The sequence below is a fragment of the Candidatus Nitrotoga fabula genome (genome assembly GCF_905221025.1).
Taxonomy (GTDB): Bacteria; Pseudomonadota; Gammaproteobacteria; order Burkholderiales; family Gallionellaceae; genus Nitrotoga; species Nitrotoga fabula.
On sequence record NZ_CAJNBL010000005.1, the window covers coordinates 163,790 to 176,361 of the forward strand.

Annotated in this window: 15 protein-coding genes and 1 tRNA gene; 10 read left to right on the forward strand and 6 right to left on the reverse strand. The window is 49.1% G+C overall.

Going from position 1 to position 12,572, the window contains the following annotated elements:
* Positions 1 to 83 precede the first annotated feature (83 nt).
* The 3 genes from KJA68_RS01715 to bioA form a co-directional block, all read right to left on the reverse strand.
* Complete coding sequence (locus KJA68_RS01715) at positions 84 to 1,022, reverse strand: carbohydrate kinase family protein (RefSeq protein WP_213035185.1); 939 nt, start codon at positions 1,020 to 1,022, stop codon at positions 84 to 86.
* 299 nt (positions 1,023 to 1,321) lie between these two features.
* Complete coding sequence (gene dacB / locus KJA68_RS01720) at positions 1,322 to 2,719, reverse strand: D-alanyl-D-alanine carboxypeptidase/D-alanyl-D-alanine endopeptidase (protein WP_213035186.1); 1,398 nt, start codon at positions 2,717 to 2,719, stop codon at positions 1,322 to 1,324.
* Between the two features lie 75 nt (positions 2,720 to 2,794).
* Positions 2,795 to 4,138 (reverse strand): adenosylmethionine--8-amino-7-oxononanoate transaminase, encoded by a 1,344-nt coding sequence (bioA, locus tag KJA68_RS01725; protein ID WP_213035187.1) that lies wholly within the window; start codon positions 4,136 to 4,138, stop codon positions 2,795 to 2,797.
* A 381-nt stretch (positions 4,139 to 4,519) separates the two neighbouring features.
* On the opposite strand from bioA, the gene KJA68_RS01730 reads away from it, so the two are divergent.
* Positions 4,520 to 4,999 (forward strand): type I restriction-modification system subunit M N-terminal domain-containing protein, encoded by a 480-nt coding sequence (locus KJA68_RS01730; RefSeq protein ID WP_213035188.1) that lies wholly within the window; start codon positions 4,520 to 4,522, stop codon positions 4,997 to 4,999.
* Between the two features lie 240 nt (positions 5,000 to 5,239).
* On the forward strand, positions 5,240 to 5,356 hold the full coding sequence (locus tag KJA68_RS11080; RefSeq protein ID WP_213035266.1) for a YgjP-like metallopeptidase domain-containing protein: 117 nt from the start codon (positions 5,240 to 5,242) through the stop codon (positions 5,354 to 5,356).
* A gap of 405 nt (positions 5,357 to 5,761) precedes the next feature.
* Here the strand turns inward: KJA68_RS11080 and KJA68_RS01740 are convergent.
* Positions 5,762 to 5,838 (reverse strand) — tRNA-Arg (locus KJA68_RS01740).
* A 578-nt stretch (positions 5,839 to 6,416) separates the two neighbouring features.
* Between KJA68_RS01740 and KJA68_RS01745 the strand changes: the two genes are divergently transcribed.
* From KJA68_RS01745 to KJA68_RS01770, 6 genes are all read left to right on the forward strand, one after another.
* Positions 6,417 to 7,196 (forward strand): c-type cytochrome, encoded by a 780-nt coding sequence (locus KJA68_RS01745; protein WP_213035189.1) that lies wholly within the window; start codon positions 6,417 to 6,419, stop codon positions 7,194 to 7,196.
* Positions 7,197 to 7,320: 124 nt separating this feature from the next.
* Positions 7,321 to 7,917 carry a c-type cytochrome gene (locus KJA68_RS01750; protein WP_213035190.1) on the forward strand — a complete coding sequence of 199 codons (597 nt, stop codon included), beginning with the start codon at positions 7,321 to 7,323 and terminating at the stop codon, positions 7,915 to 7,917.
* Complete coding sequence (locus KJA68_RS01755; RefSeq protein ID WP_213035191.1) at positions 7,898 to 8,410, forward strand: cbb3-type cytochrome c oxidase subunit I; 513 nt, start codon at positions 7,898 to 7,900, stop codon at positions 8,408 to 8,410. The genes KJA68_RS01750 and KJA68_RS01755 overlap by 20 nt, the downstream gene beginning before the upstream one ends.
* On the forward strand, positions 8,407 to 8,946 hold the full coding sequence (locus tag KJA68_RS01760) for a TlpA family protein disulfide reductase (protein WP_213035192.1): 540 nt from the start codon (positions 8,407 to 8,409) through the stop codon (positions 8,944 to 8,946). The genes KJA68_RS01755 and KJA68_RS01760 overlap by 4 nt, the downstream gene beginning before the upstream one ends.
* Positions 8,947 to 8,952: 6 nt before the next feature.
* The gene (locus tag KJA68_RS01765; protein WP_213035193.1) at positions 8,953 to 9,402 is read left to right on the forward strand and encodes a hypothetical protein; all 450 of its coding nucleotides are present in this window, start codon (positions 8,953 to 8,955) and stop codon (positions 9,400 to 9,402) included.
* A gap of 110 nt (positions 9,403 to 9,512) precedes the next feature.
* The gene (locus tag KJA68_RS01770) at positions 9,513 to 9,935 is read left to right on the forward strand and encodes a hypothetical protein (RefSeq protein ID WP_213035194.1); all 423 of its coding nucleotides are present in this window, start codon (positions 9,513 to 9,515) and stop codon (positions 9,933 to 9,935) included.
* Between the two features lie 28 nt (positions 9,936 to 9,963).
* Here the strand turns inward: KJA68_RS01770 and KJA68_RS01775 are convergent, their stop codons facing one another.
* Positions 9,964 to 10,173 carry a hypothetical protein gene (locus KJA68_RS01775; protein ID WP_213035195.1) on the reverse strand — a complete coding sequence of 70 codons (210 nt, stop codon included), beginning with the start codon at positions 10,171 to 10,173 and terminating at the stop codon, positions 9,964 to 9,966.
* 130 nt (positions 10,174 to 10,303) lie between these two features.
* Positions 10,304 to 11,761, reverse strand: a complete 1,458-nt coding sequence (locus KJA68_RS01780) for a hypothetical protein (RefSeq protein WP_213035196.1) — start codon at positions 11,759 to 11,761, stop codon at positions 10,304 to 10,306.
* 236 nt (positions 11,762 to 11,997) lie between these two features.
* Between KJA68_RS01780 and KJA68_RS01785 the strand changes: the two genes are divergently transcribed.
* Positions 11,998 to 12,279: a hypothetical protein gene (locus KJA68_RS01785; RefSeq protein ID WP_213035197.1), complete on the forward strand. Its 282-nt coding sequence runs from the start codon at positions 11,998 to 12,000 to the stop codon at positions 12,277 to 12,279.
* Between the two features lie 71 nt (positions 12,280 to 12,350).
* A complete protein-coding gene (locus KJA68_RS01790; RefSeq protein WP_213035198.1) occupies positions 12,351 to 12,557 on the forward strand; it encodes a hypothetical protein in 207 nt (68 codons plus the stop codon).
* Positions 12,558 to 12,572: the final 15 nt, after the last annotated feature.

Here is a 12,572-nt window from a genome sequence, read left to right on the forward strand (position 1 = left end):
ATAATTCTGTAAGAGACGTATTCCGGCCAGTTTTTAATTTTCTGGTTAGCGGATGGAGTGGTAATTTTTGGCCGGATCAGGAATTATAAATCAATGGCATAGCCAAAATATTGCTTGAACCGTGCGGCTAGTTCGTCACAGGTTGGTTTGTGGTTTTGCCCTCCTCTGCTGCCGATTTTCAGAGAGCCCAACAAGGATGCAATGCGACCCGTGGTATCCCAGTCCCATCCTTGCTGGATTCCATGTAGCAAGCCAGCCCGGTATGCGTCACCGCAGCCAGTTGGATCAATCAATGTTTCGGCTGGGGGGGTAGGAATGGATATTTCCTTGTTATTTGTGAAAACGATAGATCCTTGCGCACCGAGCGTAATGATGAAGGCACGGGTCAATTGGCTGAGTTCTTCTATCGTTTTTCCTGTCTTGTTTTCCAATAGCTTGGCTTCATAGTCATTGACCGTTACATAATCAGCCTGTTCTACGAAGGTCAATAACTCAATACCGCTATATAAAGGCATGCTTTGGCCGGGGTCAAAAATGAAGGGGATGCCTGCTTCATGGAATTCCTGGGCGTGTTGCAACATGCCTGCGCGCCCGGCTGGCGATACGATACCCAGGGTGACATTTTTTGCGTCATGGACATGATTCTGCTCTGAGAAATTCATTGCGCCCGGATGAAAGGCAGTAATTTGGTTGTCGTCCTGATCGGTGGTGATAAAAGCCTGGCCGGTGAAGCTGCCAGGTACATGCAGAATATGCTGCTGAGATAATCCCAGCTTTTCCAGATGCGAGGCATAAGGACCGAAGTCATCTCCAACGGTTGCCATGATCAGAGAGTTTCCGCCGAGTATATGCAGATTATAGGCAATATTGCCTGCGCAGCCACCAAATTCCCGGCGCATTTCCGGTACCATGAATGACACATTCAGGATATGGATCTGTTCAGGCAGAATATGGTTTTTGAACCGGTCGTGAAATACCATGATGTTGTCGTAGGCAAGCGAGCCACAGATTAAGGTATGCATATTGAACGGATCAAATGATTACAGAAAGAATCCGAATTATAACAGTCTGCACGAAGCCGGATTGGATCCGGCTTTTGCTGGTTTCGATTACCCGGGGATTGTTTTTGTCGCTCATTAATCGGGGCGAAAAGCAGGGGTGGTTTTATGAAATTGTAACCCAATGTTTTTCCATTGGAATAAAGCATAAGGCAAGGGGGTTTGTTGAAGGAAAGGCAGATTAAAGAATTCTTGCCTAGGCTTTAAGGAGGCTGTCAGGTGTTTGGCCTGGTGTGGGAGGCGCCATGGGAATTGCAAAGGTTTTAATGTTTTTGGTGAATCCAGTCGATCAATATATTTTGCGCTTGTCTTCCAGCTGCTGCATTGGGGTGATTGATCAGAAAAACCAGTATCCATTGTTTATTCTTGATGGAGTGAACATATCCCGCAATGGCCTGTACGCCTTGTAGTGAGCCGGTCTTAAGGTGGGCATGATTGGCAGTCTTGCTGTCCGAGAGGCGGTTTTTTAGTGTTCCATCCACCCCGACAATGGGTAAGGATGCTTCGAATTCTGCCGAGAGCGAACTGCGCTGTGCACTTTGTAACAACAATGCCAGGCTTCGGGGGCTGATTCTTTCCCGGCGTGAAAGCCCAGCCCCGTTTTCAATTATTAGCTCCGGGAAGTGCAATTTTTTCTGCAACAGCCAATTGCGTAGGGTTTGTTCGCTTTGATCAAGGTCGGTGCGACTTGCGCTATTTCTTCCCAAACTCAGGAATAGCTGGCGAGTCATTACGTTGTTGCTAAATTTATTGATGTCGCGAATCAGTTCTGCCAATGGTGCAGATCGGTGGGTGGAAAATAAAATTGCGTCATCCGGCACGATCCCTTCCTGCAGGGAGCCCTGCAGAGATCCGCCCATTTCTTCCCACAAGGGGCGGAATGCAGCGTACAGATAGTCTGGGTGGGGTAGCAGGCGTACATTCTGTACGCGCTCCCCGCACGTGATCGGGTAAACCCCCTGTATCAGCAGGGTATCTCTATTGAATTCAAAAGAAATCCGGTCATCCCATTCAGTGCAATCGGTCGGTGCCTGGGATGCTGTGACGTGGTTCTCTATCTTGATCCCGGCAAGCTCAGGTGTGCTGATAATTCTGATTTGCTCTTCTTCAGGGGTAAACAGCAGGTGTATCGAGTTGAAGTTAAGCAATAGTGCATCTGGTCCGGCGTTATATGGGCGCATCGGCTGATGATCAAATTCTGCCGGATCATACGGGGGTAGCTGGAAAACGCTCCTGTCCAGAACCAGGTTGCCGTGAATCTCGCGCAAGCCGCGGCCTTGTAATTCATGCAGCCACAGCCAGAAATTTTCCAGTGTTAATTTAGGGTTGCCATAACCTTTCAAAATCAGGTCACCATACAGTATGCCTTGTTCCAGTTTGCCGGCCAGATAGGCCTCTGTTTTCCAGCTATAGGCTGCGCCCAGTAGCTCCAGACCGGCATAGGTAGTGAGAAGCTTCATGGTCGATGCCGGGTTCATCGGTTTTTTTGCGTTCAGGCTAATGAGAGGTTTGTTTGAATGTACCTCGCGTACCTCTATGCCAATACTGTCTAATGGAATGTTCGCCTGTTGCAGGGCCTTCAGGACTGGTGGTGGCAAAGGGGCGGAGAAAGCGCAGGGAAGCAGGCAGAACAAGGCTGCCAGAATATAAAGCAGTTTCATGAATACTGGCTTTTTTGCTGGTTCATCAGGGGATTACATGGGATACACGTAATAACCGCGCAGTCATGAGATGGATCAGCTGATTGCATCCATGATTGCAATGGTGTGTGTGACCAGAATCTCCATTTCGGGTTCGGTAATGACATAGGGAGGCATAAAATAGACCGTATTGCCGATTGGGCGCAGCAGCAGTCCATGTTGTAAAGCAAGGCTGAAGCAGCGCTGGGCAAACTGGTCTGTCGCGCATTCTACTTCAAATGCCCATATCATTCCGGTGTTGCGGAAATTTTTTACCCGGGGGTGATCGCGCAGGGGTTGAGCAATCCGGTTCAGGTAAATTGTTTTTTGGCGGTTGCTTGAAAGTACGTCATTGTGCTCAAACAGTTCCAGGGTAGCCAATGCTGCCCGACAGGCCAAGGGATTTCCTGTATAGGAATGGGAGTGTAAAAAACCTTGAGAAAGCCGGTCGGCATAGAATGCCTGATAGATTGCATCTGTGGCCAGCACTACGGAAAGTGGCAGGTAACCACCGCTAAGTCCTTTGGATAAGCAAAGAAAGTCGGGGGAAATGTTTTCGCCAGTTTCGGAAACGAAAAATTTCTGAGCCTGTTCGCTGGCAAACATCGTTCCGGTTCGTCCCATGCCGACAGCAATTTCATCGGCAATGAAATGGACGTGGTACTGATTGCACAATGCGCGTGCACGAGCCAGATAGGCCGGATGGTACATCACCATACCGGCTGCTCCCTGAACCAGAGGCTCGACAATGAAGGCGGCAATATGGTGGTGGTTTTGTTGCAGATGTGCCTCAAGTTGCTCTGCACAGCGCAGGGCATAATCCTGAGCGCTCTCGCCTGGCTCAGCATTGCGCCAGTCAGGGCTGGGTACCGTGGCATTCTGTTTGATCAGCGCACGGTAGGCATCTTTAAAAAGTGCCATATCCGTTACGGACAATGCCCCCAAGGTTTCACCGTGATAACTCCCTTGCAGGCTGATGAAACTGGTTTTTTGGGATTGGTTGTTATTGCGCCAATAATGAACACTTATTTTTAGTGCAATTTCGATTGCAGACGCACCATCCGAGGCGTAGAAACAATGGCCAAGGCCCTTGGGAGCCAGTTGCGCCAGTCGTTCGGAGAGTTGCACCACTGGTTCGTGGGTAAATCCGGCCAGCATTACATGTTCCAGCTGTTCCAGTTGCAGGGTTATGGCACGGTTAATGTATGGATTGCAGTGCCCAAACAAATTCACCCACCATGAGCTGACTGCATCCAGGTAACATGCCCCGTTGAAATCGTATAGCCATACCCCTTGTCCGCGCTGGATTGGAATCAGCGGCAAGGTCTCATGGTGTTTCATCTGCGTACACGGATGCCATACGGCTGACATGGAACGGGCAAGAAAGCTATGGTTAGACATGGTTGGAAGTTGGAGATAATGTCAGGGTGTATATGCGCTTTCCATGCGAACGACCGGCAGTCGCTCAAAGTGAATTTCTGGCGTCGCTGAAACGGGATTCCGGTTATGAGTCGAAATGTATTGTATCGGACTATTCCGGTTGCGATATAGTGTTGACGCCGGCTGAATTTTGACCAGGTAATCCGCGTATTCTGCTGGATTATCAAGCAGGATCAAATAGGAGTGATTATTATGGTTATTTACGCAAAAATTCGACCTACGGTGTAAAGAACGCGATGCTGGCCCCAGGTTACCGATCGTCAGATTCACAAAACCTTATGGGCAAGGCCGACAAATGCGTTGCGCCAATACAGAACAACCGACTTTGACTGGATCCTCTACATGCCATTAACCCTGCCACAGCTGGAACGCCATCTTTTCAAAGCCGCCGACATTTTGCGCGGCAAGATGGATGCCTCCGAGTTTAAGGAATATATCTTTGGGATGCTGTTCCTTAAGCGCTGCTCCGACGTATTCGAACAACGCCGTGCCGAGGTGATCCAGCTCGAAATCGATGCAGGCAAGACGCCCGCTGAAGCTGAAATCTCGGCCGAGAACAAGCGATGGTACAAGAAGGATGGCTACTTCTGGGTGCCGAAAGAGTCGCGCTACAGCTACCTTGTCGACAACTCGCGGCAGGCCAACGTCGGCAGTCTGCTGAGCAAGGCGCTCGCTGGGATTGAGGGCGAAAATGTCAGTCTCTACGACGTTCTGGAGCACATCGACTTTACCCGCAAGATCGGCTATCGTCGGTGTCGTTCCAGATGGTTTGGGCGAGGCGTACATCAACCAGCACATTGCACTGGTACGCCCAGACCCTGATGCTGTTAATTCGCGATTCGTTGGCCATTACCTGGCCGGGCCAATTGCACAAACCTACATCAGCAGGCTGAACGATGCGGGCGCAAAAGCGGGTCTGAACCTGCCAACGATCCGGGGTTTGGTGACGGCAAAGCCGCTTCGTACCGAACAGGATCTGATTGCCGCGCGCTTGGATGAAATCGATAACCGCACAAACAACGCCACGGCCGAGTCCGCCAAGCTGCGAGAGCTCAAGGCCGCCTGCACGAGCCACACCACACTCCTGCTTTCTGGCTGCGCGTTGAGCGCGCAATGCCCGACTATGCGCAGCGAAGGGCCTGGCTGGCCGAACACGGCATTGATGTTGAGGGGACATAAAGCAACATGGCGGAATATTTCATCAGTGACCGTCAGAGATCGCCAAAACCGAACGCAAGATCGAGCAGTTGCTCGACCGCATCGTGGATGCCGAATTCAAGGACGTGGTGAAAGCCTGTGAGAAACGTTTCGGCCAGCCCCAGCGCGATCAGAATGTTATGAAGGAAATAATTGCAAAATGCGTGCGTCCGCTGAAAGACTTTGATGAAAGTTTTCGAACCGCAATGGGCTTCCTTTCAAACCCGCACCAGCTCCGGGCTACAGGCCGTATGGAAGACCGCCATGCAGTGATGAAACTCACTTTTGCAGACAGATTGGCGTATGTGCGTGGAGAAAGATCTCGAACCCCAGAAACCATCTTGCCCTTCAAGGCGTGCAGTGGTTCTTCAGGGGGGGAAAACAAGATGGCGCGCCCGGCGGGAGTCGAACCCACGACCCTTGGCTTCGGAAACCAATACTCTATCCATCTGAGCTACGGGCGCATTCATTGATTGTGCACAGTATAACGTACCCGTATCTCTCATGCACGTTCCTGCTTAGGAATTAAAATTTCCTGTATCCAGGCAGGGGCACAAGCAATTTCCTGGATTAGTGGTTTGATACGGTCAGAATGGATCCGGGAGACGGTGTAAGAATGGGGTGGAAGCTGCGCATCGAATTCGACCATATTGTAAAGAGGGATCGTTCTCCGGTGCAGTCAAAAAGACTTGCGTAACATAATTTAGCAATGATAAACTTGGCCAGTTTAAAAATGACCACAAGCGCAATAAGTTTTTTAACCAGGCATATGAATTAGGAGAAAAAAGTTATGTTTGAAAATGTGACTACCGGCCAAGTTCTTTTGATGTACTTGTGTATTTTTGGGTTTATTTTTGGATTGGCTGCAATCCTGTATAAAAAGAATTCTTAAAAAACAAGGCTTGAGTAACAGGGATATTGCTATAGAATGTCTTCCTAGGCTGAATACCGCTGTTGGTGCTATCCGCATGAAAATGCGAATCGCGCGAAAAGTAATCAGCTGGAGATACAATTGAAGAATTTCAGGAAATAAGGGGGGGAAATGCGCAAGTCTACATATATGGTATCGTCATTGCTAAAAATAATCGCTGCCACCGTACTGTTGTCAGGGACAGCGGTTGCGGGGGCGGGTAAGGTAACTGCGAATCCGGCAAATGGCAAAACAATCTTTACTCAGGGAAAAGGGGATGTACCAGCTTGTGCAAGCTGTCATGGAGAAAACGCCTTGGGCAATGATGCCATGGGTGCTCCTCGCCTGGCAAATATTGGTTATGTATATATTGTAAAGCAGCTTACTGACCTGGCTGCAGACAAGCGCACACCTTCCGGAATGGGTGCGGTGATGAATGGGTTTGCCAAGGCATTGAGTGAACAGGATCGCCGCGACGTGGCCTCATATGTGGATACTCTGCCCAGAAAGAACGAGCCGTCTGATTTGAAAGCCTTGAAGGCAGAAGGGCAGCCAGTCGGGCAGACTCACCTGGGTAAAGTTCTGGCCCACAGCGGCGTGAATGGCAAGGTTGCCTCCTGCTATTCCTGTCATGGCTTTAATGGCCGCGGAGCTGATCCAATGTTCCCGATGATTGGCGGTCAGAAATATGTATATCTGGTGAATCAGTTGAAAAGCTGGCGCGACGGTTCCAGGAGCAATGACCCGGTAGTGGGTGGTAATCCGATCATGCAGACGGTTGCGAGAACGCTTACCGATGATGACATTTATAACGTGGCTGCCTACTTGACTTCTGCGCCGCCTGTGAATGTCCGGGACGGACTTCTTATTGATAACCAGACCGTGCTGAAAGAGGTTATGGGTCATCATTAAGGGCTTGTAGATTTTGAATTAATCGTAACATATACAATATAATCCCCGCGTCGAGTCATCTCGGCTGCGGGGATTTTCTTTGCAGGAAAATATCGTACGCGGGTCGTTATAGGAACAATACAGCATGGCAATTGGCAATATGAAATTTGGTGAAAAATTGCTATTCGGCGGATTTGCGCTTATAGGTATTTTGGCATTGATCAGCTTCCTGATAATGGAGGTGGTCCGGTCACGTATGGAAAAGCCGATGTTTCCAGTGCTTCAGTATGATTTTTCTGCGGAGGGTCTGCGTGGGTCGGAATTGTTCCGTACTTCAGGTTGCACGATCTGTCACCGTGCCATGCGTAACGGGACTAACATGGGCCTGGTTCTGGATGGTATTGGTTCCAGGCGTACCCTGGAGTATCTTGAAAATTTTTTAAAGAACCCTGAGGCGACCTACGCTGGCGCAACGATGGATCACGGTCCATCCAAAGGAGCTGCTTTCGTGGCAAAAATGCCGGCAGCGGATTTGCATGCCATTGCGGTTTTTCTTTCAGAGTTGCGGGCAAAACCTGGGTCCAATGCGTCAAGGCTTCCTCCTGGGGGCGGAGAGTCCGGTTTTATTGACAGCATGGTCAGGATGTGGGCGCCGGACAGTTGGAAATCTGAATATAAGGATTTGCGCGAAGAAATGAAATCAAATGCAAAAGGGGACAGGAATGATTCAGGAGCTGAATGAGCCTTGGGCTCAGGACAGGGAATATACCAAATATACTCTGTGGTTTATCTATGCCTGCATTATATATAGCATCATTGGTTTTTCCTGGGGAGCGCTGATGGGGGGGGTTCCTACTTTTCGTCATTTTGTGAATAGTGGGGTTCCCGGTCACAGGCTTGTTTTAGGGCATACGCATATCAATCTGCTTGGATGGGTGGAAATGGCGATTTTTGGTGCAGTATATTTTGTCATTCCGCGGTTGGTCCGGCGCTCCATTTATAGTTTACGTCTGGTTAAGGTGCATTTCTGGATGCATAATTTCGGTTTGCTTGGCGTGGTGGTATTTTTCTGCGCCGCGGGTTTGATCGGGGTCTTTATTGATGACGAGGGGGAACTGGTGGCTTCTCGCTTCATGTCCCTGGCAGGCATGTTTGGCAGTGTGGTTTTGCTGGCAAATATAATATGGGGATATAACATATACCGCACATGTTTTGGATGGAACCGTTCCAGGTGAAAAAAAATTTAGGCTGGTTGATCCTGTTTTCCTGCCTTGTTTGCGGATGTAACGAGCAGTTCTCGTTATGGGGCATGGGAGGAGAATCCAAGGGGGTCCTGCAAAAGGGGATGCTTGCTCCCAGTCTGCCCACCAAAAAGTTGGCGGATGTCAGCGGGGATATGAGCAAGATGACGACATATCGCCAGCCGGATGCACGTATGTATCAGTATTCATTGGATGAAGCCCTGGCGCTTGGTAAACCCATTGTTCTGGAGTTTGCCACTCCGGGCCATTGCACAGTGTGTGACGGGCAGTTGCAAATACTGAAAGCATTATTGGAAAAATATCAAAATCAGGTGCTTTTTCTTCATATGGATCAATATCAGAATCCGCAGGCATTCAAGGCATATCGCGTGATGGGTGACCCATGGACATTTTTTATAGACAAGAATGGTATTGTGAACGGTGTGCAGCCGGGACGAATGTTGCATGGGGAAATGGAAGCGGGAATCAGGAAGATTTTGATGGCAGGCTCAGAAAAAAGCGCGGGTTGAAATTTCATGAATAATATACATTTCAGCTTAGTCCAGGATCGTCGGGGCATGATGTGGGATTTGTTATTGTATGTTCCTACGGTAATTGCCTTGTTGTCGATGGTGGCGAAATTGTGGTACGGAGGCGATGTAAGTCTGGCTTATTTGTTTTCATTCCTGGCCTGTTTCTTTTTTATTGCCGGTGCAAACCGCATCCTTAAAACACGGTTAATGATTTTGCCGAACGCTCCGGTAGCGATTGAAATTGGTGGGCAGGCAACCCGGGTTCTGATGCGCAATGGAGATAGCGTGGAGTTGCTGAAGGATTTGCGGGTTTTTCCGGATTATTCCGGACGTTCTTTCGGCCTTGCTGGACTGGATAAGTCAGGTCAGCGTGTACAATTTGTATTTCATAAAGGGCAGTTTCGCAGTGTGCAGGATTTTCAGGAAATACAAAGGCTGCTGAAAACCCATTAGCCATTGGTTCTTCCTGAAGAGTCCCGAAAATTTCAGGCCTGGAGCAGGGTTATCATACGAAAACAGGATACGGAATAATCCGCGTTTTCGATTTTCATTTTCCGCAAAGATTGAAGGAGCATGTGCATGGCGCGCGAACAGAACAGGTTATGCTGACAGCGGGTACAGTGTGGGCTGCACTTGCAGTGCAGATAGGTATGCTGCTGGCATTTCGGTACGCAAAAAAACGTGTATATCATGTCGTGACCATGATTGCGGTAATCCTGTTTGATATCGGGATGCCTGTATATCTTTATCTTAACAAGGACTGGTATCGGCGTTTGATCGAAGAAGGAGAAATCGCGTCTTTCTTAATATGGATCCACTTAATGATGCTTGTGCTGATGTACGCACTTTATGTCCTGCAAATTAAAACCGCCTTGCGGTTGCTGCGTTCCGACAACAGCGTGCGCGTGGATCATCGTACACAGGGAAGGGTTGTACTATGGGTACGTGGTCTGGTCATTCTGTCCGGAGCGTTACTGGTAGAATGATTTCCTGAAAGAATAAAGCCAGAAATGGTTATTTAATGCCCTTGCGACGTTGCAGTACATCCCAAAACATCCAGCCGATGGCGATGACACCCACAATACAAGTGACGGTGATAAGCAGTTGTTCGGTTTCCGGGCTGACCAAGCCGCCGACGAGCATATGAACGGCATAGCCTAATACCAGCAAGGAGCTGATGGCCACAACAACATAAATTAAAATTTCCTGCACGCCTTTGTTCATGTTTTCCTCGGATAAATACCCATTTAAATTGCTACATCCCAACCTCCACCTGGCGGAATCTTGCTTTTCCCTTGAAATCACCTGACGGGGCGGGTCAATTCATGTCACCTGGAAAACTTCAGGCCTGCTGTCAGGGCCGGGTTGGGATGACGGCATTCCTGAAATGCAGGAGAACCCCGTCAGGCAGTAATGCGATGGTCTCGATGACATCCCCTCCATGAACGGCCAGATTCCGTGCAAGCGGGGCATTGTCGGCTTGACGCGGGTTAAATAACAGGTGGGTAATGCTGCTCATCATTGCGAGCTGTGCTTCCGGATCCTTTGCGGCAGGCGGTAATGGAAGAGTGTCGCACCTGCATGCAATCATGGTGCGACTGGGCCATTGGCTGGCCACGCGAAAATGGGGGGCAGTTCTTTTACCCTTGCCATTCTCTGCAATTTTGCGCGCGCTTTCGGCTTCATCGGAAATAACCCGGATCAACTGGTCCTCTCCTGAAAGAATGCCAAGCTGGCGAATTTCGTAGTGTTTCCTGTCTGCTCGCATAAATAACGCAGAAAGAATTATGACAGTCAGCAGGATCAGACCGCGCTGCTGTAGGAAATTTTTGCCTGAGCCCAAATGGTGAAACTGCAACAACAAAGGGGTTCCGTAGTACAGAAGTAAACACAACGCGATGATTCCCCATGCTGAATCGCTGCTAGTCGCTCCCACGGCTAAACCGACCAGCAGCATCCGGCCTGTAAAATCGGACCAGATAGCCCGGAACTGTAAGACGATCACAAGGATCAGGGAGATCAGCAACAGGCCGCCTGTAATCCAGCTTGAAGAAGCAACCGGTTGTTCCTGTAGTGGTGAGCCAAGTACAGTAATGGTAAGGCTACTGACTGGGTTCTGGAACCAGTGCACATGATGCCAGCCCTGCAAAAGCAGTAGTGTAAAGAGTGAAATGGCACTGATGCCGATCAGAAAAAATTTTTGCTGTCGGCTATCCAGCGGATCCTTGAGCCATGACCAAAGCAGGGAAAGGGGATAGGCAAGCCCGATGGGATGCAGACTGACACAGAATGCGCTTAGAAGTAACTGGCAAAAATACCACCCACCGCCAGGGCGCGGGTTGCTGCGGTATTCCTTGTTAAGCCATGCTCCGCAAGTAAATGCGGGTAGAAGATAAATGCCGGGCGCCAGGGAATCGATATGTTCGAGTACCGATGGGGATATGATTAGCAGTCCGCTGGCAATTAATGCGCTTTCCGAGTTGAAATTGCGGCGGTTCCAAAGATACAGCAGCCAGATCGAGAGGGCAGTCAAGAAAATGGTCAGCACTTTGGCTGCGAAGACCTGGCCCGTAAAGAGAAAGGCTACAGGCAAAAAAAGCAGGGCGCGTAAATCGGGGGCACCAAAAGTAACGACAGATGCAGCAACCTGGTCCGCCATTGACCAGCCTAATAGCAGAGCCTTGGATCCACCTTCTTCCAGGCTGAACAGGTCTCGTCGTAGCAATAAAATAGTTGCCGCTGCCCAAAGGGATAATGAAAAAAATCCCTGATATTGAGGAGGGATGCGCGACATGAAATGCTTAAAGCTCATAAATATATATCTGATTGCTAGACTGAACTATGCCTTGACAAGGTTTGGCGTAGGGTTTTATTATAACACTGCATTTTTATATGACTGAATTTTTGTAGCTGCTGGGCTCTTGCGCCATTACTGTAGTGTAGAAGGGGAATTCGGTTTAACCTTGAATTTGCTTGGTGAATCCGGATTCTGCGAAAAAAATGAGTAAAGTATCTAAGGCTTTTAGATAAAACCGGGGGGAATGCAACATGCAAAGGAAATCAATACCAGCTAGATCTTTTTGGGTAATTATCATTGCCGGGTTTGTTACTGGCATGGGTAATGGGAGCGTGTTTGGGGCTGCCCTGATGTGCTGGATGGGTCGTGGTGGGTTTGAAGATTGGGGTGGGATGATGATGGACGCGTACGTGCCTACTACATTTAATGGGTTCATGACCTTATGGATGCTGCTTTTTGGTTTGGTGTTTACCTTAATGCTTGCGCTGGGACTGAAACGCCACGATACGATTGAAAATGCTCGTCACGGCTAAATTTAGATCGGATAAGTGTCTGGAGTAATGGGTGCAATGAATATGAAGACCATAAATGAAGGAGGGGAAAAATGCTAGTAATATTTGCGGGGACGTGCTGTATGCTTTTGGCGTTTTCGAGTATGTGGCTGTCTTGGTATGTGCTGATGCCTCACAAGCGTATACATCTGGCGGATGGAACGGATACTTTGGGCGAGGTTCAGGGTGGTACGGTCGGCGAAATCTTGCATGAAGAGTTCGACGCTGTAGTGCATCCTCACAAGGCCTCAAAAAAATAAGCCATTTGCCATCAG

What these genes read in the sequence shown, in the direction of transcription:
- dacB (WP_213035186.1), bottom strand. Translation starts at nt 2,719, where the DNA reads ATGAAACTGCTTTATATTCTGGCAGCCTTGTTCTGCCTGCTTCCCTGC.
- KJA68_RS01785 (WP_213035197.1), top strand. Translation starts at nt 11,998, where the DNA reads ATGCAAAGGAAATCAATACCAGCTAGATCTTTTTGGGTAATTATCATT.
- KJA68_RS01715 (WP_213035185.1), bottom strand. Translation starts at nt 1,022, where the DNA reads ATGCATACCTTAATCTGTGGCTCGCTTGCCTACGACAACATCATGGTA.
- KJA68_RS01775 (WP_213035195.1), bottom strand. Translation starts at nt 10,173, where the DNA reads ATGAACAAAGGCGTGCAGGAAATTTTAATTTATGTTGTTGTGGCCATC.
- KJA68_RS01780 (WP_213035196.1), bottom strand. Translation starts at nt 11,761, where the DNA reads ATGAGCTTTAAGCATTTCATGTCGCGCATCCCTCCTCAATATCAGGGA.
- KJA68_RS01730 (WP_213035188.1), top strand. Translation starts at nt 4,520, where the DNA reads ATGCCATTAACCCTGCCACAGCTGGAACGCCATCTTTTCAAAGCCGCC.
- KJA68_RS01745 (WP_213035189.1), top strand. Translation starts at nt 6,417, where the DNA reads ATGCGCAAGTCTACATATATGGTATCGTCATTGCTAAAAATAATCGCT.
- bioA (WP_213035187.1), bottom strand. Translation starts at nt 4,138, where the DNA reads ATGTCTAACCATAGCTTTCTTGCCCGTTCCATGTCAGCCGTATGGCAT.
- KJA68_RS01790 (WP_213035198.1), top strand. Translation starts at nt 12,351, where the DNA reads ATGCTAGTAATATTTGCGGGGACGTGCTGTATGCTTTTGGCGTTTTCG.
- KJA68_RS01750 (WP_213035190.1), top strand. Translation starts at nt 7,321, where the DNA reads ATGGCAATTGGCAATATGAAATTTGGTGAAAAATTGCTATTCGGCGGA.
- KJA68_RS01755 (WP_213035191.1), top strand. Translation starts at nt 7,898, where the DNA reads ATGATTCAGGAGCTGAATGAGCCTTGGGCTCAGGACAGGGAATATACC.
- KJA68_RS01765 (WP_213035193.1), top strand. Translation starts at nt 8,953, where the DNA reads ATGAATAATATACATTTCAGCTTAGTCCAGGATCGTCGGGGCATGATG.